Source organism: Aeromicrobium sp. UBA7512 (genome assembly GCF_002476985.1).
Lineage (GTDB): Bacteria > Actinomycetota > Actinomycetes > Propionibacteriales > Nocardioidaceae > Aeromicrobium > Aeromicrobium phoceense.
The window spans coordinates 507,459-530,489 of sequence record NZ_DLNK01000003.1; the positions used below are offsets into that span (position 1 = coordinate 507,459).

21 protein-coding genes are annotated in these 23,031 nt (G+C 70.7%); 10 read left to right on the top strand and 11 right to left on the bottom strand.

Annotation, left to right across the window (positions count from 1 at the left end; translation table 11 throughout):
- The first annotated feature begins 78 nt into the window (after positions 1-78).
- Complete coding sequence (locus tag B2363_RS04415; RefSeq protein ID WP_181755805.1) at positions 79-1,077, top strand: endonuclease/exonuclease/phosphatase family protein; 999 nt, start codon at positions 79-81, stop codon at positions 1,075-1,077.
- Between the two features lie 6 nt (positions 1,078-1,083).
- On the opposite strand, the gene B2363_RS04420 is transcribed toward B2363_RS04415, so the two are convergent.
- A complete protein-coding gene (locus B2363_RS04420; protein ID WP_286928711.1) occupies positions 1,084-2,655 on the bottom strand; it encodes a protein kinase domain-containing protein in 1,572 nt (523 codons plus the stop codon).
- 112 nt (positions 2,656-2,767) lie between these two features.
- Between B2363_RS04420 and B2363_RS04425 the strand changes: the two genes are divergently transcribed.
- The 3 genes from B2363_RS04425 to B2363_RS04435 all read left to right on the top strand — a co-directional run bounded on the left by B2363_RS04425 (position 2,768) and on the right by B2363_RS04435 (position 5,389).
- Positions 2,768-3,505 carry a GAF and ANTAR domain-containing protein gene (locus B2363_RS04425; protein ID WP_286928712.1) on the top strand — a complete coding sequence of 246 codons (738 nt, stop codon included), beginning with the start codon at positions 2,768-2,770 and terminating at the stop codon, positions 3,503-3,505.
- Positions 3,506-3,593: 88 nt separating this feature from the next.
- On the top strand, positions 3,594-4,301 hold the full coding sequence (locus B2363_RS04430; RefSeq protein ID WP_286928713.1) for a GAF and ANTAR domain-containing protein: 708 nt from the start codon (positions 3,594-3,596) through the stop codon (positions 4,299-4,301).
- 86 nt (positions 4,302-4,387) lie between these two features.
- Positions 4,388-5,389, top strand: coding sequence for a SulP family inorganic anion transporter (locus tag B2363_RS04435; RefSeq protein ID WP_286928715.1), 1,002 nt, complete (start codon positions 4,388-4,390; stop codon positions 5,387-5,389).
- A gap of 4 nt (positions 5,390-5,393) precedes the next feature.
- Here the strand turns inward: B2363_RS04435 and B2363_RS04440 are convergent, their stop codons facing one another.
- From B2363_RS04440 to B2363_RS04470, 7 genes are all read right to left on the bottom strand, one after another.
- A complete protein-coding gene (locus B2363_RS04440) occupies positions 5,394-6,689 on the bottom strand; it encodes a threonine/serine ThrE exporter family protein (protein ID WP_286928716.1) in 1,296 nt (431 codons plus the stop codon).
- Positions 6,686-8,017, bottom strand: coding sequence for a dipeptidase (locus B2363_RS04445; protein ID WP_286928718.1), 1,332 nt, complete (start codon positions 8,015-8,017; stop codon positions 6,686-6,688). The genes B2363_RS04440 and B2363_RS04445 overlap by 4 nt, the downstream gene beginning before the upstream one ends.
- A 3-nt stretch (positions 8,018-8,020) precedes the next feature.
- On the bottom strand, positions 8,021-8,470 hold the full coding sequence (locus tag B2363_RS04450; RefSeq protein ID WP_286928719.1) for a hypothetical protein: 450 nt from the start codon (positions 8,468-8,470) through the stop codon (positions 8,021-8,023).
- Positions 8,467-9,927 (bottom strand): APC family permease, encoded by a 1,461-nt coding sequence (locus tag B2363_RS04455; protein WP_286928721.1) that lies wholly within the window; start codon positions 9,925-9,927, stop codon positions 8,467-8,469. Before B2363_RS04455 ends, B2363_RS04450 begins: the two co-directional genes overlap by 4 nt.
- A gap of 91 nt (positions 9,928-10,018) precedes the next feature.
- Positions 10,019-11,149 (bottom strand): aminopeptidase P family protein, encoded by a 1,131-nt coding sequence (locus B2363_RS04460; RefSeq protein ID WP_286928722.1) that lies wholly within the window; start codon positions 11,147-11,149, stop codon positions 10,019-10,021.
- Entirely contained in the window at positions 11,146-12,627 is a 1,482-nt protein-coding gene (locus B2363_RS04465) for an MFS transporter (RefSeq protein ID WP_286928724.1), read from the bottom strand. Before B2363_RS04465 ends, B2363_RS04460 begins: the two co-directional genes overlap by 4 nt.
- A gap of 32 nt (positions 12,628-12,659) precedes the next feature.
- Complete coding sequence (locus B2363_RS04470) at positions 12,660-13,523, bottom strand: class II glutamine amidotransferase (RefSeq protein WP_286928727.1); 864 nt, start codon at positions 13,521-13,523, stop codon at positions 12,660-12,662.
- A gap of 115 nt (positions 13,524-13,638) precedes the next feature.
- Here B2363_RS04470 and B2363_RS04475 point away from each other — a divergent pair, with 115 nt between their 5' ends.
- Positions 13,639-14,718, top strand: a complete 1,080-nt coding sequence (locus B2363_RS04475) for a carboxylate-amine ligase (RefSeq protein WP_286928728.1) — start codon at positions 13,639-13,641, stop codon at positions 14,716-14,718.
- Positions 14,715-15,230 carry a hypothetical protein gene (locus B2363_RS04480; RefSeq protein ID WP_286928730.1) on the top strand — a complete coding sequence of 172 codons (516 nt, stop codon included), beginning with the start codon at positions 14,715-14,717 and terminating at the stop codon, positions 15,228-15,230. Before B2363_RS04475 ends, B2363_RS04480 begins: the two co-directional genes overlap by 4 nt.
- 22 nt (positions 15,231-15,252) lie before the next feature.
- On the opposite strand, the gene B2363_RS04485 is transcribed toward B2363_RS04480, so the two are convergent.
- Positions 15,253-17,985, bottom strand: a complete 2,733-nt coding sequence (locus B2363_RS04485; RefSeq protein WP_286928732.1) for a cation-translocating P-type ATPase — start codon at positions 17,983-17,985, stop codon at positions 15,253-15,255.
- Between the two features lie 116 nt (positions 17,986-18,101).
- Entirely contained in the window at positions 18,102-18,560 is a 459-nt protein-coding gene (locus tag B2363_RS04490) for a DUF7144 family membrane protein (RefSeq protein ID WP_181755791.1), read from the bottom strand.
- Positions 18,561-18,728: 168 nt separating this feature from the next.
- On the opposite strand from B2363_RS04490, the gene B2363_RS04495 reads away from it, so the two are divergent.
- Genes B2363_RS04495 through B2363_RS04510 form a run of 4 tightly spaced genes read left to right on the top strand, consistent with a single transcriptional unit; the run spans position 18,729 to position 22,532 of the window.
- On the top strand, positions 18,729-19,166 hold the full coding sequence (locus B2363_RS04495) for a DUF7144 family membrane protein (RefSeq protein ID WP_286928734.1): 438 nt from the start codon (positions 18,729-18,731) through the stop codon (positions 19,164-19,166).
- 34 nt (positions 19,167-19,200) lie between these two features.
- Entirely contained in the window at positions 19,201-20,298 is a 1,098-nt protein-coding gene (locus tag B2363_RS04500; protein WP_286928736.1) for an AI-2E family transporter, read from the top strand.
- A 25-nt stretch (positions 20,299-20,323) separates the two neighbouring features.
- On the top strand, positions 20,324-21,196 hold the full coding sequence (locus B2363_RS04505) for a YhjD/YihY/BrkB family envelope integrity protein (RefSeq protein ID WP_286928738.1): 873 nt from the start codon (positions 20,324-20,326) through the stop codon (positions 21,194-21,196).
- A 52-nt stretch (positions 21,197-21,248) separates the two neighbouring features.
- Entirely contained in the window at positions 21,249-22,532 is a 1,284-nt protein-coding gene (locus tag B2363_RS04510) for a hypothetical protein (protein ID WP_286928740.1), read from the top strand.
- On the opposite strand, the gene B2363_RS04515 is transcribed toward B2363_RS04510, so the two are convergent.
- Positions 22,483-23,028 (bottom strand): potassium channel family protein, encoded by a 546-nt coding sequence (locus B2363_RS04515; RefSeq protein ID WP_286928741.1) that lies wholly within the window; start codon positions 23,026-23,028, stop codon positions 22,483-22,485. The genes B2363_RS04510 and B2363_RS04515 overlap by 50 nt on opposite strands.
- Positions 23,029-23,031: the final 3 nt, after the last annotated feature.

Genomic DNA, 23,031 nt, shown 5'->3' on the forward strand with positions numbered 1-23,031 from the left:
AACGCAGGGACCGGAATCGGTGCCGTATCAGCCTGCAACGCCGGGCGCTCGTCATCGGTGAGCGAGGAGGTGGACGTCATGTCCGTCGACTACTACGTCGCCTGGTGGAACCTGGAGAACCTCTTCGACGAGGAGAAGGCACCCGCGACGCGTCGCACCGAGAAGCTCCGCCGGACGATCGGGAACGACCTCGTGGGGTGGACTCGCACCCTGCGCAACCGCAAGATCGACCAGCTCGCCTCGGTGATCGCCCAGATGAACGACGGCGCCGGACCCGATCTCCTCGGCGTCTGCGAGGTGGAGAACCGGTTCGTGCTCAACCTCCTCGTGGCCAACCTGGAGAAGCGGCTGCCCGGACGCCACTACGGGATCGCCCACGCCGACACCGACGACGCCCGCGGCATCGACGTCGCGTTCCTGTACGAGACGTCGGTGCTCGAGGTCCCCCCGAACGAGACGTTCTTCCACGTCGTCATGCGCCGCAACGCCACGCGCGAGCTGGTGCAGGTGAACTTCCGCACCACCCACGGCGCCAGGACCTGGGCCGTCTTCGGCAACCACTGGCCGTCGCGCAGCGGGGGTCAGTTCGAGTCCGCCGGCTACCGCCACATCGCGGGAGAGACCCTCGCCTACTTCCACGAGCGGGTCCTCGAGGTGCACGGTCCCGAGACGCCCGTGATCGTCCTCGGCGACTTCAACGACGAGCCCTTCGACACCTCACTCGTGCAGCACGCGCTCAGCACGCGTCAGCGCAACCGCGTGACCGGTGCGGAGATCCCGCTGCTGTGGAACCTCGCGTGGCCGCTGGCCGGCGGCAGGTCGGGGCAGCCGGACGGCACCTTCTACTGGCAGAACCAGCCCAACATGCTCGACCAGGTGCTGGTGAACCGCGCGATGACGGGTGACGCACCCCTGCGGGTGGACGAGGCCTCGGTGGAGATCCTGAGGTTCCCGGGGACGTCGGACGACGGACCGTACCCGCGCCCCGTGCCGTTCGGGGGAATGGGCCACCCGGTGGACGAGAACGGGTTCTCCGACCACTTCCCGCTCGGGATGCGCGTCACCGAGGCCGACTGAGCGGCGTCAGTTCCCCTTGCCCTTCCCCTTGTTCTTGCCCTTCGCCTTGCCGTTGTTGCCCTTGCCGGAGTTCCCGTTGCCCTGGTTGCCGGTGTTGCCGTTGCCACTTCCCGAGGACGAGCCTGCGTCCCCGGAACCGGAACCGGAGCCGGTCGGGGCGGGGGCCGCCACGGGGGCAACGGCGACCGACAGGGTCACGGTGGAGCCGTCGGGGAGTCGCCCGGACTTGTCCACCGCCACCACGTCGCCGGTGTCACCGGCACGTGTGACGTCGTCGCGCGCCACGACGAAGCCGCGACGCTCCAGCACCGCCGCCGCCTCGGCGAACGGCTTCCCAATGAGGCTCTTCGCGGAGATGCGCACCTTGCCCGAGGCGACCGACAGCGTGACGGGCGCGCCGTCGGTGCTCTCGGTGCCGGGGGAGGGGGACTGCTCGACCACCTCGCCCTTCGGTGTGCCGGCCACGTCGACGATCTCGGTCCGCGACGTCAGTCCTTCGTCCTCGATGCGGTCGGCAGCGGCGGCCGCCTGGAGGCCGATGACGTCCGGGATCACCGGGGCGCCACCGAACAGCAGCTCGCGGCCGCCCAGCAGCAGCGCAGCAAGCAGCACGGCCACGCCCACGGCGGCGTAGGCACTCACCGGGCGTCGGTGCCGCGTGACGACCGCCTTCTGCGTGGCAGTCGCGAGGGGGACGCTCGTCTCCACGGCCGCGCGTGCGGGCGCCGGCACCTCGAAGGTCGCAGGGAGTTCGATCGAGGTAGCGGCACCGATGGCGGCGGCGCAGCGCGCCACGTCGCCCGCCGTCGCCGGGCGGTCCGCCGGGTCCTTCGCCGTCATCGCGGTGATGAGCTGCTGGACCTCCGCGGGCACGGAGGGATCGAACGGGGGCAGCTCGTCGTTCAGCTGCGCCATCGCCGTGGCGATGTGCGTGTCGCGCCGGAAGGGCGACCGGCCCGTCAGGCAGTGGTAGGCGACCACGCCGAGGGCGTAGACGTCGGACTGAGCCGTCGCGCTCCTGCCGCGCACCTGCTCGGGGCTGATGTAGTCGGTGGTGCCGACGAGCGAGCCCGTGTCGGTCAGCGGCTCGCTCGTGGCGGCCTGCGCGATCCCGAAGTCGACGAGGACCGTCCGCCCGGCCGGGGTCAGCATGATGTTGGCCGGCTTCAGGTCGCGGTGGACGATGCCGGCGTCGTGGGCCGCCTGCAGCCCGTCGGCCACCTGCTCCACGACGGACATCACCTGCTCGGGCGGCATCGGGCCGCGCTCCCTCAGCAGCTGGCTCAGGGAGTGCCCCTCGACGTACTGCATGACGATGAACGTGGACCCGTCCGGCGCGGTGTCGTCCTCGACGTAGTCGAAGACCTGGGCGACGCCGGGATGGTGGATCGACGCGGCGAGATGGGCCTCGCTGCGCATGCGTGCCCGGCCGATGTCGTCGCCGCTCTGGTCGCCGTGGAGGACCTTGACGGCCACGGTCCGCCCCAGCACCGTGTCCGTCGCGCGGTGGACCGCTCCCATGCCGCCGGAGCCGACGACCGCGCCCAGCGTGTACCGCTGATTGAGTCGCACGTCCATGTCTGAACCCTAGGTCGGCGTCGTCGTACCCGCATGCGGGCGTTGGCGTAGGGTGAGAGCGAACGTGCTCGTGATGCACTGGGGGGCCGATCTGCGCGGAAAGGCGGTACGCATGACCACGGAGTCGCCGACTGGTCCGGCCTCGCCTGCCGAAGAGCCCGAGCGCTCCGGTCAGCACGACCCGTTCGATCTGGCCCAGACCGTCCTTGCGCTGCACGAGGCCGCTGACAGCGAACAGACGATCGAGCGCATCGCGGACTACTCGCGCTCCGCGATCGCCTGTGACGACGCCGGCGTCATGCTGCTACTCGGTCGCAACCAGATCGACACGGCGGGCGCTACGAGCGACGCTGTCGTCCGGGCCCACGAGCTGCAGATCAAGCTCGACGAAGGACCGTGCCTCGCCGCGCTCGAGCAGAGCGAGACCATCTACAGCGTCGAGGACACGACGACCGACACCCGGTGGCCACGATGGGGCGCCGCCGTCGCCGACTTGGGGTATCGCAGTGTGCTCAGCGTCCCGTTGGCGACGAAGAGCCGTCGGTACGGCTCGCTCAACGTCTACGCGCGTGAGCCGCGGGCCTTCGACGAGGACGACTTGGCCGTCACGATGATCCTCGCCCGTCACGCCTCCGCGTCCCTGGCAGCGAACCTCGACATCGAGGGATTGCGCAAGGCCGTGGACGCCCGCAAGCTCATCGGCATCGCGATGGGCATGATCATGGAGCGCTACGACATCGACGCAGATCGCGCGTTCGACGTGCTCCGTCGGATCTCGCAGACCGAGAACGTCAAGCTGCGCGACGTCGCGCGCCAGGTCGTCGAGGAACGGGGCCTGCCCGGGGCCTGACCCCGCATGCGTCACCGCACCAGTGGGTACGTGACGAGCATCGACACGGTTGCCTCACCAGCAGCGCCGCGGGACGGGGGACTTTCTGATGACCGAGACCTACGATCACGTGATCTCACGGCTCGCGGCGATCCTCGCCGCCCTCCAGGACGTCGAGCCCATCATCGAGCGGCTGTGCGAGGCGGGCCGGCGGATGCTCCGCGCGGATGGGGCCTCGATCGTGCTGCCCGGGGAGTCGGACCTGAGGGTCACGGCCTGCTCCACCGACGAGCTGGCCGCGACGCTCGAGGACCTCCAGACCGTGGTCGGGGAGGGCCCCACGCCCGCCGCCCTGGACTCGGGCGACGTCAGCACCGCCGACATCCCGGACGGCGACGACGAGGCGTGGCCCCTGTTCCACGAGCGCGTCGTCCAGCTGGGCTTCTCGGGCCTGGTCACGTCGGTGCCCCTGATCTTCGAGCACCACACGGTGGGCGTCCTGAGCGTGCACCGGCAGTCGCCCGACCAGATCGAGGCGGGCGTCTATCGCTTCCTGGGTGCGGCGTTGGGCGCCGCGCTCCTCGAGGACCCGGCGAACGCGCTCGGCGGCGGACCCCAGGACGTGGGGTGGCCGTCGCAGGCGAAGGTGCACCAGGCCACGGGCATGGTCATCGCCCAGGTCGGGGTGCGTCCCACGGATGCCATCGCGCTGCTGAAGGCACAGGCGTTCTCGGCGGGAACCACGTTGCTCGAGGTGGCGGAGCACGTTCTCGAACGCCAGATCAACTTTCGGAACTTCACGGTGGAGGGTGACTGACACGGACACCAGCAGCGCCACACCGCGTCTCGGCACGTGCAGCACGATCGCGGACGTGCGGGGCCGGTCCTGAGCGGGGACTGATCGTGATCGTCCTGCTCCCGCGGATCACGAGCGTGGTGCCGGCGCCCCTCGTGGCGATCGTGGTCCTCACCGCGATCACGGTCGTGGCCGCGCTCCACGTGCCGAACGTCGGCGACGAGGGCGAGCTGCCCAGCAGCCTCCCGGCGCTGTTCACCTCCGATGTGCCCTGGACGCTCGAGACCCTGCGGATCATCGCCCCCTACGCGGTGGGGATGGCCCTCGGCGGCCTGATGGAGTCGCTCATGACGGCCAAGCTCGTCGACGACATCACCGGCACCCACTCGGACAAGACGCGCGAGTCGTGGGGTCGGGGCGTCGCCAACGTGGTCACCGGCCTCTTCGGTGGCATGGGTGGCTGCGCCATGATCGGCCAGACGATGATCAACGTGAAGGCGTCGGGTGCGCGTACACGGATCTCCACGTTCCTCGCGGGCGTCTTCCTGCTCGTCCTGGTGGTCGGCTTCGGCGACGCCGTGGCGACGATCCCGATGGCTGCGCTCGTGGCGGTGATGATCATGGTCTCGGTCGGCACGTTCGGCTGGCACAGCGTCGCCCCGGCCACCCTGCGCCGGATGCCGCGCAGCGAGACGCTCGTGATGGTGGTGACCGTCGCAGTGGTCGTGGCGACGGAGAACCTGGCGATCGGCGTGGTCTCCGGTGTCGTGGTCGCCTCGGTGCTGTTCGCCCGGCGGGTGGCCCACTTCACCGAAGTCGTCGACGTCGCCCAACCCGATCCGGACACCCGCGTCTACAAGGTCGTGGGGGAGCTGTTCTTCGCCTCCAGCAACGACCTCGTCTACCAGTTCGACTACGCGGGCGATCCGCCGAACGTCGTCATCGACCTCTCCGAGTCCCACACCTGGGACGCCTCGAGCGTCGCGGCCCTCGACGCGATCGAGACGAAGTACGCGGCCAAGGGCAAGCACGTCACGATCCGCGGCCTGAACGAGGCCAGCCGCGAGCGTCACGGTCGGCTGGCCGGGCACCTCGACGCGGGGGAGTGAGCTGCTAGTCGACCTGACCCCGGCCCACCATCCGCGGGCCGGAGAGCCGTCGCTCGATGCGGTGCGCCTCCCGCTTGAGCGGACGCGCGATGTACTGCCCGAGGATCACCCCCGATGCCAGGGCGAGCGCCGTAGCGAGGGCGGACGCCAGCTCGAGCACGCCGTCCTCGCCCTCGGCGAGCAGGGCCAGCCCACGGTAGACGTCCAGGCCCGGCAGGAGCGGGACGATCGCCGGCACGACGACCACGAGGGGCGGCACCCGGAACCGGCCGGCGACGAGATGGCAGACCCCGCCGATCACCACCGCGGCGATCGCTGCGCCCCAGGTGTGCCCGACGTCGGTGGCATTGACCGACAGCAGCACGGCCTGCCCGAGCGCCCCGACCAGGGCGACCGCCACGAGGGCACGCAGCGGGGCGTAGGACGCGTAGGCGAACGCGGCGGCCGCCGTCGCGGCCCCGATCACCGTGGCACCCACCTCGGCCAGCCCGGACGCGCCGACGACGGTGACGTTGAAGAGATCGACCCCGAGCAGGTCGCCGACCGTCAGGCCGGCGGCCACCCCCGCGATGATGCCCATGGTGTTCAGGAACGCGTCGATCACACGAGCGGCAGCGGTCACGGGAAATCCCGTGAGCGCGTCCTGCGTGGCGCCGAGGATGCCGACGCCCGCCAGCAGCATCACGATGCCGGCCGTGACGACGCGGGACGGGTTCACGTCGAGCGTCGTCGCGGAGGCGCCCACCGCGACCATGGTGGCGACGAAGCCGCCCGCGGCCTGCTGGTAGAACGGCGGGATGCGCTGAGGCGGCAGCAGGCGCTGGGTCGCATCGATGCCGCACGCGGCGATGAACGCGAGCAGGCAGACCAGCGGTCCGCCGCCCAGCGTGAGCGCGATCCCTGCACCCATGAAGCCCCAGCCGACCGTCACGGACCACCGTCTCCGCTGGTGCCCGGTCGAGACGATCCGTGCGACCTGGTCCCGCGCCTCGAGCCGCGTGGTGTCGCCGGCGACCAGGGCACTCACGGCTTGGTCGACCTCGATCAGGTCGGCGTAGTCGACGGGGCGCCGGTTCACGCGGCGGACCTGGATCGCGGCGGCCTCGTCCCGGCCGGGCTGGTGGCGCAGGGTGAGGTCGACGAACGTCACGTCCGCCGAGACATTGCGCACCCCGCAGGCGCGGGTGACCTCCAGCATCGTGGCGCTGACGTCAGCGGCCCCCGCCCCCGAGGACAGCAGGACCTCCCCGATCCGCAACGCGAGGTCCAGCGTCTCGTAGACCTCGCGCCGGTCCGTCATGCGAAGCGCTGGAGGAACAGCGCCTCCGACAGGGCCATGGATGCGATCTCGGTCGGGTCGACGCTCTCGTTCGGGGCGTGGATGAGCGCCTGAGGCTCCTCCACGCCCATGAGAACGATCTCCGCCTCGGGGTACAGCTCCGCGAAGACGTTGCACAGCGGGATCGACCCGCCCTGCCCGAGGTGGGTCATCTCCACTCCGTACGCCTCCTGCATCGCAGCGGCCAGGGCCCGGTAGGCCGGGCCGTCCGTCGCGGCCTGGAACGGCGATCCCGTGGCCTCGATCTCGACGCTGCAGTGCACCCCCCACGGCGTGGCCGCGTCCACGTGGGCGACCAGGCGGGACTCGGCCTCCTGCGGCGTGATGCCCGGCGGGATGCGCAGGTTCAGCCGCGCCGACGCCTTCGGCACGATCGCCGCCGCCGAGCCGACCACCGGTGGACAGTCGATGCCCAGGATGGTCATCGCGGGCCGCGCCCACAGCATGTCGGACACGCTCCCACTGCCGAGCAGCGAGACGCCGTCGAGCACCCCCGCGTCGGAGCGGAACTGGGCGTCCGGGTAGGGCGCCCCCGTCCACTCCTGGGTGTTCTCCATCCCGTCGACGACGGTGTCTCCGTCCTCGTCGCGCATGGTCGAGAGCGCCTGCACCAGCGCGGCCAGCGCGTCGGGGGCGGCGCCGCCGAACATGCCGGAGTGCAGCTCGGTGGTCGCCGACTCCATCGTCACCACGACGTTCACCATGCCGCGCAGGCTCACCGTCGCCGCCGGCCGACCCACGGCGGCGTTCCCCGTGTCGCAGACCAGGATGGCGTCAGCCCGGAAGAGCTCGGGGTTGGCCTGCACGAACTCCTCGAGCCCGCCGGTGCCCTGCTCCTCCGACCCCTCCACCACCAGCTTGAGGTTGACCGCGAGGTCGTCGCCCAGGGCGCGCAGCGCGGTCAGGTGCATGAGGATGTTGCCCTTGCAGTCGGCAGTGCCACGGCCGTACCAGCGGCCGTCCACCTCCGTCATCTCGAACGGGGGAGTGCGCCAGGCCTGCTCGTCGACGGGCGGCTGGACGTCGTAGTGGGCGTAGAGCAGGACCGTCGGCGCGTCCGGCCGGGATCCGGCGCGGGACCCGACCACCGCCTGGCTGCCGTCCGCCGTCTCCTCCAGACGTACGTCGAACCCGACCCCGGCGAACCTGTCGCGCACCCAGGCCGCCGCCCGCTCGCACTCCTCGGGCGGGAACTGGCGCGGATCGGCCACGGACGGGATGGCGACGAGCTCGGCCAGCTCGTCGTGCACGTCGCCCATGAGATCGGTGATGCGCTGCTTGAGGTCCATGGCTCAGTCGCTCACGTGCTCGTCGGTCTTGAGGTCCTCGGCGAACTCGCGGAACTCGTCCAGCTCGTCGGGGCAGTAGACCTCCATGATGAGCAGCTGTCCCTGCACCGCCCGGCTATCGGCGATGACCGGACGCGTACCCGGCCCCGCCGCGCCGTTCGTGAGCATCGAGAAGAAGGTCGCACGGCGCAGGGCGCCGTTCGGGTCGTCGCACACGGCGCCTCCGTCGTCACCGAGAACACGCACGATCCTGTCCCGGTCGGGAGTCTGCGTGACCCCGGCCTCCTCGAGCGCCGTGATCAGCTCGTCGGCCCGGTCCTGCGCGCGGTTGCTCTCACGGACGTCCTCGAACAGCAGCACGGCCACGATGGCGGCGCCGGCGAGGAGCACGCAGGCCGTGATGTAGATCCACGACCTCTCCCGCGAGCTCTGGTTCTCCGTGTGTGTGCTCATGACGCGATCACCTCGTCGGGCTGGGGCTGCTTCCACGAGGGCTTGCGGAAGCGGTAGAACAGGAACGGAACGACTAGGCCGAGGCCCAGCGCGCCGCCGCCGACGATCGCGAAGTACACGCCGGAGTTGCCCGACGCGAACTGCGAGGGCGGGATGAAGCCGACGAGCAGCGCCGCCAGCGAAGCCGCGAAGCCGACGCCGCACATGCCGACCAGCATCGGTGCGCGGTAGCCGCGTGGGTGGTCGGGATGCTTGCGCCGCAGCTGGATCGCGGCCACGAACATCAGCAGGTACATGATCAGGTACACCTGCGTCGTGATGACCGAGAAGATCCAGTAGGCACTGGAGACGTCGGGGATCAGCGCGTAGGCCAGGCCGATCACCGTGGTGACCAGGCCCTGCACGACCAGGATGTTCTGCTGCACGCCGTTCTTGTTCAGCTTCTGCAGGAACGGCGGGAGGTAGCCCTCCTGGCGCGAGATCAGCAGCAGGCCCTTCGAGGGGCCGGCGAGCCAGGTGAGCATGCCGCCGAGCGAGGCGGTGACGAGCATGATGCCGACAATCGGGGTGAGCCACGACCAGCCGAAGTTGGCGAACACCGCGTCGAACGCCTGCATGACGCCGGCGGTGAGCGACAGCTCCTCGGCGGGCACGATCCACGCGATGGCGAGCGCCGGGAGGATGAAGATCGTCAACACCAGGCCCATGGCCAGGAACATCGACTTCGGGAACTCCTTGCCCGGGTTCTTCAGCGAGCTGACGTGCACGGCGTTCATCTCCATGCCCGAGTAGGACAGGAAGTTGTTCACGATGAGCACGAGGCTCGAGAGCCCGGCCCAGGCGGGCAGCAGGTTGTCCGCCGACATCGGGGCGGCCGACTCGTTGCCCTGGCCGAGGAAGACGACGCCCAGCAGGACCAGCACCACACCGGGGACGAGCGTGCCGATGATGAGGCCGCCGCTGGCCAGCCCCGCGACGCCCTTCGTGCCGCGTGCGGAGACCCACACGCCCGACCAGTAGACGACGATGATGACCGCTGCGGTCCAGACGCCGCTGCTGGCCAGCGCCGGGTTGAACACGTACGCCAGGGTGCTCGCCACGAATCCCAGCAGGCTCGGGTAGTAGAAGATCGTCATCGCGAACTGGCACCACACGGCGAGGAAGCCCGCGGGCTTGGAGATGCCCTCCGAGACCCACTTGTAGATGCCGCCCTCCCAGCCCGACGCCAGCTCGGCCGAGACCAGCGACGTCGGCAGCAGGAAGACGATCGCCGGCAGCAGGTAGAGGAAGACGCAGGCGAGCCCGTAGACGGCCATCGTGGGCGCGGCGCGGAGGCTGGCCACTGAGCTGGTGGTCATCATCGCCAAGGCGATCCACGAGATCCACTGGGTCGTGGTGGCCTTGGCGCGCGCGGCACGGACGGGAGCGCGATCAGCGGGGATGTCGGCGGTACTCACGACTCGCCTCGAGGCACGGGTGTGGTCTTCATGTGCCCGAGTGTCGCGCCGCGAGGGATCGTCTTCCTCACCCGTGGCGGGTGACCTGACGTCACTCCACGACGGCCAGGGACCGGTCCGTGGTGTTGAGCCGACGGCCGCCGGAGGGGGTCACGGTGACGATGTCCTCGATCCGCACGCCGAACCGTCCGGCCAGGTAGACGCCCGGCTCCACCGAGAAGCACATGCCCTCGACGAGAGGCTGCGCCTCGCCCTCGATCATGTAGGGCGGCTCGTGGGTCGTGGTACCGATGCCGTGCCCGGTGCGGTGGATGAACTGCTCGCCGTACCCGGCGTCGGTGATCACCCGGCGGGCAGCACGGTCGACGTCCTGGCACGCGACCCCCGGCGCCACGGCCTCGACGCCCGCCTGCTGGGCCTGCCGAACCACCTCGTGCACCTCGCGCACCAGGTCCGACGGCTCGCCGACGGACACGGTGCGGCTGGTGTCCGAGCCGTAGCCGTGCATCAGGCCGCCGAAGTCCAGGACGACGGCGTCGCCCTCCTCGATCGTCCGGTCGCCCGCCTCGTGGTGCGGGTTGGCGCCGTTCGGACCGGATCCGACGACCGTGAAGTCCACCTGCTCGTGGCCGAAGTCGCGCAGCAGCCGGGCCAGGTCGGCCGCGACCTCGGTCTCCCTCCGCCCAGCGAACCGCACGCTCAGGATCTCGCCGTACGTGGCGTCCGCGGCGGCGGCCGCGGCGTCCAGCCGGGCGAGCTCGGCCTCGTCCTTGACCGCCCGCAGCATCGGCAGCGCCTGCGTCAGCGAGCGGAACGCGACGCGGGGGACCGCATCCTGCAGGCCGAGAAGGTGCAGCGCCCATGCCGAGTCGGAGATGCCGAGAAGGCTCGACCCGCCGATCAGCGTCCCGGCCTGCGCGAACGGGTCGTCCCCGTCGGCCCAGTCGAGGAAGCGCAGGGCACTCGCCCCGTCGGCGCCCTCGGCGTCGGGACGCTCGAGCATCGGGACCATGAGCGTCGGCTCGCGCTCCGCGGTCAGCACGAGGACCGTGAGCCGTTCCGTGATCGCGGTGGGCCGGTACCCCGTGAGCCACACGAGCTCGGGGCCCGGCATCACGAGCATTCCGTCGAGTCCCGCCCGGTCCGCCTCGTCGACGGCGTGGCGCATGCGGGCGGCGTAGACGTCGGCGGTGAAGGGCTCCGGGGCGGCCGGGACGGTCATCGTCCGGTCCCCACGCCGGCCGTCGCCGAGGTCGGCAGCGTGTGGAGGGCGGCGGCGGCCGAGGCGGCGGCGTCGTCCAGCGTGCCGGCCGGGGGACGGTGCCGCTTCATCACCAGGGCCATCAGGACGCCGAGGAAGCTGAAGATCGCCATCAGCCACGCCGCGCCCGCCAGGCCGGCTGCCAGCGCATCGGCCTGGGCGGCGCCGTCGGCGGTGCGGTTCGCGATCACCGTGCCGTAGATGGTGGCCGCCAGCGCGGTGGCCACCGCGGCGCCGACGTACCGGGCCATGTTGGAGACGCCGGAGGCGCCACCCACCTGGCTCTGGGGCACCGAGGCCGTCGCGGCGGACGAGGCCGGGCCGTTCGACAGGCCCATGCCGACCGCGATGAGCACCAGGGGCAGCAGGAACGCCATGTACTCCCAGGAGGCGTCCGTGAAGCCCACGATGACGAAGCCGATCGTGGTGAGGAGGAACCCGACGCCGATGGTCTGCCGACCCCCGAATCTCGCGGCCAGCTTGGGCACGAGCGGAGCGACGACCACGAGACCGATCGTGGCGGGCAGCGTGGCCAGGCCGGCCTCGAGAGGGCTGAAGTTCAAGGTGGCGGGGTCCTGGAAGTACAGGCTCAGCAGGTACATCAGGCCGTTGATCGTGCCGGCACCGATCAGGATCGCGATCGTCGAGCCGACGAGGACCCGGTTGCGCAGCAGCGCGAGGTCGAGCAGAGGGACGGCGACGCGGCCCTCGACGACGATGAACGCGTAGCCCGCGGCGATCGAGAGGGCGAAGCAGCCCAGCGTGGCGGCGGACAGCCAGCCCCAGTCGCCGCTCTTGGTGAACGCGAAGATGAGCGGCGTCAGCGTGGCGGCGATCAGCACCGTGCCGGCGTAGTCGATCGACCGTGGCCGGTCGGGGTCCCGCGACTCGCCCACGGTCAGGAAGGTCAGCACCATGCAGACCACGGCGACGACGGCATCGATCCAGAACAGCCCCTGCCACCCCGTGAAGTCGACGAGGAGCCCGCCGAGCAGGGGTCCGGCCGCCGCACCCACGGCGGCCGCCGCCCCCCACAGGGACACGGCTCTCAGCTGTTGCTCGCCGTCGTTGGCGACCGACAGCAGGCTCAGGCCACAGGCGAGGATCGTCGCGCCCGCCGCGCCCTGGATGACCCGGCCCGCGATGACCATCCCGCCGGACTGGGCGAGCGCGATCATGACGCAGGAGACCACGAACAGCAGCAGGCCCAGCTGGAAGACCCGCTTGCGGCCGAAGACGTCGCCCAGCGAGCCGGACGTGACGATCACGGCGGCGCCGACGAGCGAGTAGCCGGTGACGGCCCACTGCAGGTCGGTGACCGACATGCCGGTGTCCTCGGAGATGGCGGGCAGCAGGATGCTGACCGCGGACGTGTTCGCGTTCACCACGAGGGTCGAGATGCAGGTGGCGGCGAGCACTCCGCCTGCGCGGGTGCTCACGGCAGCTCGGTTGTCCATCGGGCTCTCTTCCGTCAGGGTTCGCGGGGCTCGAAGTGCCCCAGGGTGTCGTCCCCGGCCTCCACCACGCCGTAGCTGGACTCGGGGATCGGGTTCCACGCCCCGGCGAGATCGCCGAGCGGCTCCGAGACGACCACGCGTGTCTCGTCGTCGAGGCCGGCGAAGACGGGATTCTCGGGGTAGAGCTCACGCAGGGCCGAGAGGGCCGAGCTGACGTAGAGGGTGCGGCTCTGGCCCACCGTCGAGTAGCGGAAGCCCCAGAGGCGTTCGCCGTCGGTGGTCGCGACGGTCATCTGCATCGCGTCGGGCACCCCGTGCCGGCGGGCGACGGCCTCGACGAAGCCGACCATGCGCTCCACGGCCGCGACGGGATCCTCGCGCAGGCCGAACGTGAGGGCCAGGAAGAACATGACCTCGGAGTCGGTCGACCCGGCCATCGCCGGGTACAGCTGCGGATCGACGGCGAGCACGAGGTCGCGCTTCAGGGTGTGGAACTCCCGGATGGCCCCGTTGTGCACCCAGAGCCAGCGGTCGTACCGGAACGGGTGGCAGTTGGACTGCTGGACGGGGGTGCCGGTGCTGGCGCGGATGTGGGCCAGGAAGAGCCCCGACGACGTGGATCGCGCGAGCTCGCGCAGGTTCTCGTCCCCCCAGGCCGGCCCGACCCCACGGAAGAGGACGGGCACGTCGTTGCGGCGCGCGCCGGGCAGGGACGGCGAGTCGTCGACGCCGTACCAGCCGATCCCGAAGCCGTCGCCGTTCGTGGTCTCCACGCCCATCCGCGAGTGCTGACTCTGGTCGATCAGCGAGTGCACGGGCTTGTAGAGCAGCTCCTCCAACAGGATGGGACTGCCCGAGTACGCCAACCAGCGACACATGGCAGCCTCCTTGGGAACGCCTCGGTCTCCTCGGCAGCGTGTGCCACGGTGGCGGCGTACCGCCTCATCCCACGAGGATGAGGCGGCCTCCGTGGGCGGTATCCACGATGAGTCCATGCTCACGGTCGGCGTGGAGGAGGAGTTCCTGCTCCTCGATCCCGCCGGGGCGGTCGTCGCTGCCGCGACCGACGTCGTGCGCGACGTCGCCGACGACCGGGTGAAGCCCGAGCTGATGACCTACCAGGTCGAGACGGCCACCGACGTGTGCACCGATCTCACGGCGCTCGCGAGCGAGCTGGTCGACCTCCGGCGGCGGGTCGCGTCGGCGTGCGACGCGGTCGGCGTGCGCCTGGCGGCGTTGGGCGTGCCGCCGGTCGGCGAGCCCGGCCTCGAGTTCGTGACGGACTCGCCCCGGTACCGCGACCTCGCCACCCGGTTCCCCGATGCCGCGGCGGTCGCGGGGACGTGTGCCTGCCAGATCCACGTGGGTGTGCCCGACCGCGACCTGGCCGTACGGGTCCTGGCACGGCTGCGGCGGTGGCTGCCGACCCTGTTCTCCCTCGGCACGAACTCCCCGGTGTCGGGCGGCCGCGACACCGGGTGGAGCAGCACCCGGTACGTCCGGCAGCTGAGCTGGCCGACCTTCGGCCCGCCCGGGTCCTGGACCAGCACCGACGCCTACGACGCGTCGGTCGCGGAGCTGGTCGACCACGGTGACGCGCTCGACCTGCGCAGCGTCTACCACCTGGCGCGGCTGTCACCGCGCTACCCGACGATCGAGATCCGCGTCGCGGACACGTGCCTGGACACCGCCGACACCGCGATGCTCGCGGGGATCTGCCGCGCCCTCGTGAAGGTCCTGGCCTCCGACATCGAGGCCGGACGACCCGACCTGCCGGTCTCGGACCCGGCGCTGCGGTCGGCCCTGCTGGCCGTCGCGGTGCACGGACGGCCACCCACCACCGGGCCCGAGGAGGTCACCCGCGCCGTCGTGGTCACCCGGCTGCTGCGGACGATCCTGCCGGGCATCGGAAGCTCCGCGGAGACCGACCTCGTGGTGGCGGGGCTCGAGCGCGTCCACCGGTGCGGCACCGGGGCGCAGCGTCAACGGCGGCTCCTCGCATCGACGGGGGACTACAGTCGCTTCGTCGACGCCGTGACGGCGGCCACGATCGGGGACGGAGCGACACGATGACCGAGGACCGCAGGAGCCATGGGAACCGCATGCGGCTGGCCCAGCGCCTCGCCGACCTGCACCCCTCGGGCATGATCCACGGCGCCCTCGTCATGGGTGCGACCCTCGCGTTGCTGAGCCACAAGACGGCGGCCGAGGTGAGCCTGCTCGGCGCCGGTGGCGTCCTGACGATCTACTGGCTGTCCCACGCGTACACGCACGCGCTGGGGCGGGGGATGGACGGGGACCCCGACCACCTGGCGCTGCGACTGGTCCGGAGCACCCGCCACGAGGCGCCGGTGTTCTGGGGCGGGCTGCCCCCACTCGTGGTCTGCGCGGTGGTGCTGGCGCTGGGCGGCGAGGTCGCGACCGCGATGCTGGCCGGCCTGTGGGTCACCGTGGTGCTGATGGCGGGCTACGGCTACCTCGCCGCGCACCAGGCCGGGGTGTCGGGCTGGCGGGCCGGCGCCGAGACAGCATTCGCCGCGCTGCTGGGCCTGTTCATGGTCGCGCTCAACACCCTGCTGCACTGACCGGTCGGACCGCCGGGAAGGGTCAGGCCCGCGCGGTGCGCCGGCTGCGGAGCACCAGCTTCACGATCTCCTCGATGACCACGAGCGTGGCGGCGAGACCGATGCACGTGCACCACTGCTCGAACGTCATCGCCGTGGTGCCGAAGATGCGCTGGAGGAAGTCCAGCGACGTGATGAGGATGATCGCGATCAGCGCGATGCCGTACCGGCGCAGCTGCGTCACCGCGGGGACGGCGTCGCGGTCGAAGATCGTGTTCTCCTGGTCGCGGCTCAGCAGCGCACCGGCCAGGTGGAACAGCGAGAGCGTCGTCAGCAGCATCGTCGCGCCCAGCAGGGCGTCCTCCCAGTCGGCGCCGATCTGGTAGGCGGCGAGCGATCCGGCCGTCATCACGGCGCCCTGGATGCACAGCCGGATCCAGTTCGCCCGCGACAGCACCGGCGCACCGACGGGTCGCGGCGGGCGGGCCATCAGCCCCCGCGCCGGCTGGTCGAAGCCGAGCGCGATCGCCAGCGGGATGTCCACGACCATGTTCAGCCACAGGATCTGCAGCGGGTTCAGGGGAGCGCCGTCGGCGATGCCGATGACTCCGGCGACGAGGAACACCGCGATGTAGGCCACGAGCGTCGACATCTGGAAGCGCAGGTACTTGAGCAGGTTGTCGTACAGCGTGCGGCCGTACGAGACCGCCTCGACGATCGTGGCGAAGTTGTCGTCGGTGAGGATCATGACGGCGGCCTCCTTCGAGACCTCCGTGCCGGTGATCCCCATGGCGACGCCGATGTCGGCCGTCTTCAGCGCGGGAGCGTCGTTGACTCCGTCGCCCGTCATGGCGACGACCTCGCCCTTCTGCTGCAGCATGCGGACGAGTCGCACCTTGTCCTCGGGCGCCACGCGGGCGACCACGCCGATATCGTCCAGGCGGCCCATCAGCTCCTCGTCCGACATCGCCGCGAACTCCGCCCCGGTCACGGCCTCGCCGGTGATGCCGAGCTCCTTCGCGATCGCCGCCGCGGTGGAAGCGTGGTCACCGGTGATCATCCGCACGCGGATGCCGGCGTCGCGACACTCGGCGATCGCGGCCTTCGCCTCGGCCCGCGGCGGGTCGACGATGCCGACCATCGCGAGCAGCGTCAGGTCGTGCACGTGCTGGATGAGGTCGCCACCGGCGCGCACGACACCCGGATCGAGATCGCGCTGCGCGACGACCATGACCCGCTCGCCGGCAGCGGCGATCCGGTCGTTCGCCTCGAGCGCGAGGTGACGGTTGTCGTCGGTGATCGGCACCACGGATCCGTCCGGACGGCGCAGGGTGGTGGCCCGGTCGATCAGCACGTCCGGGGCGCCCTTGACGTAGCAGCGCACCACGGCCGAGCCGTCGTCGGCGGTCATCTCGTGGAAGGTCGCCATGAACTTGTACTCGGAGTCGAACGGGACCTCGGCGACGCGCGGGTGGGCCGCGCGGGTCTCGGTGATGTCGAGGCCGCCCTTCGCTCCCAGCACGATCAGCGCGCCCTCGGTGGGGTCGCCGATGAGGCTGTCCCCGTCGAGGACCGCGTCGGCGCACAGCACCATCGGCAGCAGGTAGGGGGCGAGGTCGAACGCGCCGCTGCCGACGTGGCTGATCTCGCCCGTGGTCGCGTATCCCTCGCCCGACACGGTGTACCGGTGGTGGCCGGGAATGACCAGCTCGCGGGCCGTCATCTTGTTGAGGGTCAGCGTGCCGGTCTTGTCCGAGCAGATCGCCGAGGTCGAGCCCAGCGTCTCCACGGCGGGGAGGCGTTTGACGATGGCGTGGCGGTTGGCGATCTCGCGCGTGCCCATCGAGAGCAGGGCCGTCACGACGGCGGGCAGGCCCGTCGGAATGGCGGCCACCGCCAGCGCGACGCCGGTGATGAACAGGGTGTCGAACGACTCCCCGCGGGCCAGGCCCAGCAGCAGGACGAGCACGAGAGCGATGCCGGCGATGCCCGCGATGATCTTCGACAGCGAGTCGAGCTGCTTCTGCAGAGGCGTCTTGCCGATCGAGGTCCCGGCCAGCAGGTTGGCGATGTGGCCGATCTCGGTGGCCATCCCCGTGGAGGTGACGATGAACTCGCCGCGCCCGCGGGTGACGGCCGTGTTCATGTAGACCATGCAGGTCCGATCACCGAGGGGCACGTCGGTGCCCTCGACCGGGCGGTCGGACTTGCCGACCGGGAGGCTCTCGCCCGTGAGGGCGGCCTCCTCGATCTCCAGCGTCGCGGCCAGGGACACCCGTCCGTCCGCAGGGATGCGGTCGCCGGCCTCGACCAGGACGATGTCGCCAGGGACCAGCTGCTCGGCTTCGACCTCGATCGCGCGATCGTCACGGCGGACCCGGGCGATCGTCTTCATCATCTGCGACAGGGCCTTGACGCTCGCCTCGGCCTTGGCCTCCTGGCGCAGCCCGATCACGGCGTTGAACACCGTGAGACCCGCGAGCACCACCGTGGTCCCGGTCTCCTGGGTGACGATCTGGTTGATGAGAGCCGCGGCGAGCAGGATCACCTGCATGAAGTCCTGGTACTGCCTCAGGAAGGCCCGCCATCCCGGCTCGGCCGTTCCCTCGTCCAACCGGTTCGGGCCGACGCGATCGAGGCGGGCCGCGGCCTCCTGCTCGCTCAGTCCCGTGGCCGGGACGACGCCCAGCGCCAGCGCCACGCGGGAGGCCTCGGCTCCGACCGGATCGAGGTCAGTGGGCAGCAGGTCGGTCGTCGTGCGCTGATCCGTGGTCATGGGGTCCTCCCGTCGCCGCGAACGAGGTCGCGGGGCTGCACCGTTCGCCCGAGCATGGGGGCGGCGCCTGCCCGGCGCCTCACCCGCGACGGGTGAGGGCGCCGCGGCAGGACCGGCTACGCGTTGCGCAGCTCGTCACCGTGCACGATGACGGCCCAGATCACCAGGAGGCTGATCGTGACCATCAGGACCGACCAGAACGGGTAGGCGGCCATGAAGGCGAAGTTCACGATGACACTCAGCATGGCCACCAGGACCGCCACGATGCGGGCCCAGGTGGCGCCTGACATCAGCGAGAGGCCCGCGAGCGCGACGATGATGCCCCCGATCAGGTGGGCCCAGCCCCAGGCGGTGTAGTCGGCGTTGACGACGAGGCCGCTGCTGGCGACGACGAAGTACTCGTCCTTGAACAGGGCAACGAGGCCGGTGATCGCGTGCAGGACGCCCAGCAGCAGGAGCATGAACGCGGCGAAGTAGACCCAACCGGCCCAGCCGGAGACGGACGACGGCTGGACGGTCTGGTAGTCGGAGGAGGGGGTGGTTGCGGGCCCGGCGGGCTCTGCGGTGCGGGACATGATGGTGCCTTTCTGGTGAGGCTTCCTCCAGTCTTGGAGCCTGCACGAACCGCCTGCCTCACCCCTCACGGATGATCCGCTCACCGGCCCATGGGCGCTTGCATGGCAGGAAGGACCACACGGCCCCCGGCCGGAAGGTCGCCACCGACGTGACAAGGACGCAGCGACATGACCACAGCGCGCACGACCCCACGCAGCTCCGGGGGAGCAGCCTTCGGCCTCATCGCATTCGCCGCGGTGATGATGATCATCATGGGCATCTTCCACGTCTACATGGGGATCGTGGCCCTCGCGAAGAGCGAGTTCTACGTCAAGGTGCCGGACTACGTCCTCGAGGTCGACGCCTCGACGTGGGGCTGGATCCACCTGATCGCCGGCGTGATCATCGTCCTCGCCGGCTTCGGGATCTTCTCCGGGAAGGGCTGGGCGCGCGGCGTCGGCATCGCCCTGGCGGCCCTCAGCATGCTCGTGAACTTCGCGTTCATCCCGTACTACCCGATCTGGTCGCTGCTCGTGATCGCGATCGACGTGCTGATCATCTGGGCGCTCGTGGACCGGGGGACCGAGTTCGGACCACGGAACGACTCCTCCCGCGGCCTGATGTGAGGGACGGCAGAACCACGACCGCACGGAGGCCCGCATGAGCATCGATGGCGACCCGGGCTCCCGGGTGTCCGGCCGGACCGTCTCCGGCGTCCTGACGCTCGTCGTCGGTTTGGCTGCGCTCACGATCGTGCTCGGCGGAGTGCACGCCGTCTCCGGCCTGGTCGGACCCGTCTTCCTGGCGTTGGTGCTCACGGTCACCGTGCACCCGATCCGCCGGCGCCTGGAGAGGACCCGGCTGCCCGAGTGGGCGGTCTCACTCGTGATGCTCCTGTCGGCCTACCTGCTCATCGTGCTGATCACCCTGGCGCTGATCGTGTCGGTGGCCCAGCTGGCCGCCCTGCTGCCGCAGTACACCGCCGACATCACCTCGACCATCGACGATGCCCTGTCGGCCCTGGGAAAGCTCGGGGTCGACCAGGAGCAGATCGACCAGGTCGTCAGCGCCATGGACCCGTCGCGGCTCGTCGATCTCGTGGGATCGCTGCTCGCCGGCACGCTCGGTGCCCTGACCGACGTGTTCTTCCTCTTCACGGTCCTGCTGTTCATGGCGTTCGACACCAACGGCGCCCGGGAGAACCTGAGGATCCTCGGGTCGCGCTTCGGCGATCTCGTCGAGGCGCTGGCGCACTTCGCCCGCGGCACGCGCACCTACATGGCGGTGGCGGCGATCTTCGGGCTCATCGTGGCGGTGATCGACGGCGCTGCGCTCTACGCCATCGGGGTGCCCGGCGCCTTCGTGTGGGCCGTCCTGGCCTTCGTCACGAACTTCATCCCGAACATCGGCTTCGTCATCGGCCTCGTCCCACCCGCGGTCATCGCGCTGCTGGAGGACGGGCCGGGCCTCATGCTCGCCGTGATCGCCATCTACTGCGTCGTGAACTTCGTGATCCAGTCGATCATCCAGCCGCGGATCGTGGGGGAGAGCGTCGGACTGTCGCCGACGCTGACGTTCCTGTCGCTCGTCTTCTGGGCCTGGCTGCTCGGGCCGGTCGGGGCGTTGCTGGCGGTTCCGCTCAGCCTCCTGATGAAGGCCCTGCTGGTGGAGGCCGATCCCCGACTGTCGTGGGCGCTGCCGCTGATCTCGGGGCACCCGTCTCCTCGGGACGACGGCGAGCATGAGCCACGGGGCTGACGAAGACGGCTCGCCGCTAGCCGGCGTGCTGGAACGTCGCGTGGACGCGGTCATCAGCCGTCTGCCCGGGTGGGCCAAGGGACCGGTGGACTGGTTCCTCTCGTTGTGGATCGGGCGGACGCTGCTGCGGGTGGCCGGCGCGTGCGTGCGTGTCGAGATCTTCGACCGGGCCATGACGATCGCGGCGCAGTTCTTCAGCTCGATCCTGCCGCTGCTCATCGTCGCGGTGACGTTCCTGGGAGCCGGGTCCGACCAGATCTCCGACGTCATCGGGGCGACGGGATCGTCCGAGGAGCTGATCGACGAGGCCGTGCGCGGCTCGAGCGAGGCCGCCTTCGGGGTGGCCGGCGCGCTGCTCGTCCTGGTCTCGGCCACGAGCCTGTCCCGCGCGCTGACCCGCGCGTTCGCCGTGGTCTGGGAGGTCGACCGGCCACGGATGACCCTGCGTTCGACGTGGCGGTGGTTCGCCGTCGTCATGGTCCTGCTCATGGCCGTGGTCGTCGTGCAGAACCTGACCCAGCGCGCCGGGGTGTTCCCGCCGCGGTTCCTGTGGCCCGCGGCGCTCTCGCTGGCCACCGACGTGCTCGTCGCGGTCTTCGTGCCCTGGGTGCTGCTGGCCGGCCGGGTGGCCGCGCGGTGGATGGTTCCGGGAGCCGTGGTCTTCGGCCTCGTGATGATGGTGGTCCGGCCCGCCGCCGACGTGTGGCTGCCGTGGGCCCTCGACGTCAGCGCCGAGCGGTACGGACCCATCGGCATGGCATTCACGTACCTGGCGTGGCTCTACATCGTGGCCTTCGTCTTCATCGGGACCGCGGTGATCGGCCAGGTGGTCGTGAGCGACCGCGGCCGCGCCGGGATCTGGCTGCGCGGTGACCACGGACTCACCCAGGAAGCATGATGCCCGCCGCCACGGACACCGCAAGACTCGCTGGAGCGGAAGGAAGTTCCCGATGACCCAGGACACCGTGCAGGAATCCCATGCGCCCCTCGAGCCCCGAAGGCCGGACGACACGTCGCGAAGCCGCTCGGTGGCCGCCGTGCTGTGCCTCGTGCTCGCCGCGGTGCTCACCACGCCCGCGGCGATCGCCTACTGGGGCCAGCGCACGCTGAACGACGCCGAACGGTACGTCGAGACCGTGGGCCCGCTCGTCCAGTCGCCCGAGGTCCAGGAGGTGCTCGCCACCCGGGTGACGACCGCGATCACCGACCAGGTCGACGTCGAGAGCCTGCTCGAACAGGCCTTCGCGGGCCTCGCAGACGAGGCACCGCGGCTCGAGCTCCTGGCAGCGCCCCTCTCCGCCGCTGTCAACGGGGCCATCGAGCGACAGGTCCGCGCGTTCCTGGCGTCCGACGCCTTCGAGGACATCTGGATGCGCCTGAACATCCGCGCGCAGCAGGCGTTCCAGCGGATCCTCGAGGGTCGCGACGGGGGAGCGGTGTCGTTGCAGGGTGACGACGTCGTCCTGGACGTCTCCGAGGTGATCGACGAGGTCAAGGCGCGGCTCGTCGACCGGGGCATCACCTTCGTCGAGAACGCGCCGATCCCCGAGACCGACCGGCAGATCGTTCTGATGGAGGCACCTCGCGTGCAGCAGCTGCGGACGATCTACGCCTTCAGCGATCCGGTGGCGCGCTGGGCGCTGCCGGTCGTCGGTGCCCTGTACCTCGGCGCCATCGTCCTCGCCCGGCGCCGGCCGCGCATGACCGTCGCCGTCGGTGTCGCCATCGCGGTGAACGCGTTCGTGCTGGCGATCGCGCTCGCCATCGGCAAGCAGCTGTTCGCCGACGCACTCGCGGAGACCTCGTTCGGGCCGGCGAGCACCGCGTTCTACGAGACCCTGTCCGCCTACCTCGAGCAGGGGCGCCAGGTCGTCCTGCTGCTCGGCCTGACCCTGGTGGTCGCCGGCTGGTTCGCCGGGACGACCCGCTCCGGGATCGCCGTGCGTCGAGCGGTCGGTGGTGGCCTGGAGCATGCCGGGGCCACGGTCCTGGGAGAGCGGCTCGGCCTCGGCTGGCGCTGGGTGACCGACAACGTCGCGTGGCTCCGGGTCGTGGCCGTCGGCCTCGCCGTGATCGTGCTGGCGTGGGGGAACGAGATCTCACCGGAGCGGTGGTGGTGGTCCCTCGCGCTGGCCCTCGTGCTGCTGGCCGTGCTGCAGGTCCTGGCGGGTGCCGGGCGCGTGGTCAGGCCGCAGGATCCGGCCGCTCGTCCCGGGCCGACAGTCCCCGCTTAGCCGCCGAGGCGAAGATCCTCACGACGGCGCCGAGGACGACGAGGTCGAGGATCATCTGCACGGTAACCGCGATGCGCATCGCCTCTGAGTGCGCCACGATGTCGCCGAAGCCGACCGTGACGAAAGTCGAGACGGTGAAGTAGAGGGCATCGGTGCGGTCGAGCTGCTGGCTGAACGCGTCCGGGTCGCCCAGCGACGCCGACAGGTACCCGCGGGCGAACATCAGCAGGAAGACCGGGATCGCCAGCGATAGGGCCTCCACGGCACGGATCACCGGAAAATCGGACCGCACGATGATGGGCACCTGGATTGCCACGACCGCGGCGAAGATGCCCAGCGAGGCCAGGAACCAGGGCAGGTCGGTACCGTCCTCGCGCGCCGGCAGCAGGTAATAGGCCGTGACGAGCACCGTCACGGCCACGACGACCCGCACCGTGGCTCGCCGGACGAGGGCCCAGGCCTCGCGTCGCGCGGGGTCAGGCCGTGGTCGGATCATGGC

Coding starts and splice junctions, on each gene's coding strand:
- B2363_RS04415 (WP_181755805.1), top strand. CDS start 79: ATGTCCGTCGACTACTACGTCGCCTGGTGGAACCTGGAGAACCTCTTC.
- B2363_RS04420 (WP_286928711.1), bottom strand. CDS start 2,655: ATGGACGTGCGACTCAATCAGCGGTACACGCTGGGCGCGGTCGTCGGC.
- B2363_RS04425 (WP_286928712.1), top strand. CDS start 2,768: ATGACCACGGAGTCGCCGACTGGTCCGGCCTCGCCTGCCGAAGAGCCC.
- B2363_RS04430 (WP_286928713.1), top strand. CDS start 3,594: ATGACCGAGACCTACGATCACGTGATCTCACGGCTCGCGGCGATCCTC.
- B2363_RS04440 (WP_286928716.1), bottom strand. CDS start 6,689: ATGACGGACCGGCGCGAGGTCTACGAGACGCTGGACCTCGCGTTGCGG.
- B2363_RS04445 (WP_286928718.1), bottom strand. CDS start 8,017: ATGGACCTCAAGCAGCGCATCACCGATCTCATGGGCGACGTGCACGAC.
- B2363_RS04450 (WP_286928719.1), bottom strand. CDS start 8,470: ATGAGCACACACACGGAGAACCAGAGCTCGCGGGAGAGGTCGTGGATC.
- B2363_RS04460 (WP_286928722.1), bottom strand. CDS start 11,149: ATGACCGTCCCGGCCGCCCCGGAGCCCTTCACCGCCGACGTCTACGCC.
- B2363_RS04470 (WP_286928727.1), bottom strand. CDS start 13,523: ATGTGTCGCTGGTTGGCGTACTCGGGCAGTCCCATCCTGTTGGAGGAG.
- B2363_RS04475 (WP_286928728.1), top strand. CDS start 13,639: ATGCTCACGGTCGGCGTGGAGGAGGAGTTCCTGCTCCTCGATCCCGCC.
- B2363_RS04480 (WP_286928730.1), top strand. CDS start 14,715: ATGACCGAGGACCGCAGGAGCCATGGGAACCGCATGCGGCTGGCCCAG.
- B2363_RS04485 (WP_286928732.1), bottom strand. CDS start 17,985: ATGACCACGGATCAGCGCACGACGACCGACCTGCTGCCCACTGACCTC.
- B2363_RS04490 (WP_181755791.1), bottom strand. CDS start 18,560: ATGTCCCGCACCGCAGAGCCCGCCGGGCCCGCAACCACCCCCTCCTCC.
- B2363_RS04495 (WP_286928734.1), top strand. CDS start 18,729: ATGACCACAGCGCGCACGACCCCACGCAGCTCCGGGGGAGCAGCCTTC.
- B2363_RS04500 (WP_286928736.1), top strand. CDS start 19,201: ATGAGCATCGATGGCGACCCGGGCTCCCGGGTGTCCGGCCGGACCGTC.
- B2363_RS04510 (WP_286928740.1), top strand. CDS start 21,249: ATGACCCAGGACACCGTGCAGGAATCCCATGCGCCCCTCGAGCCCCGA.
- B2363_RS04515 (WP_286928741.1), bottom strand. CDS start 23,028: ATGATCCGACCACGGCCTGACCCCGCGCGACGCGAGGCCTGGGCCCTC.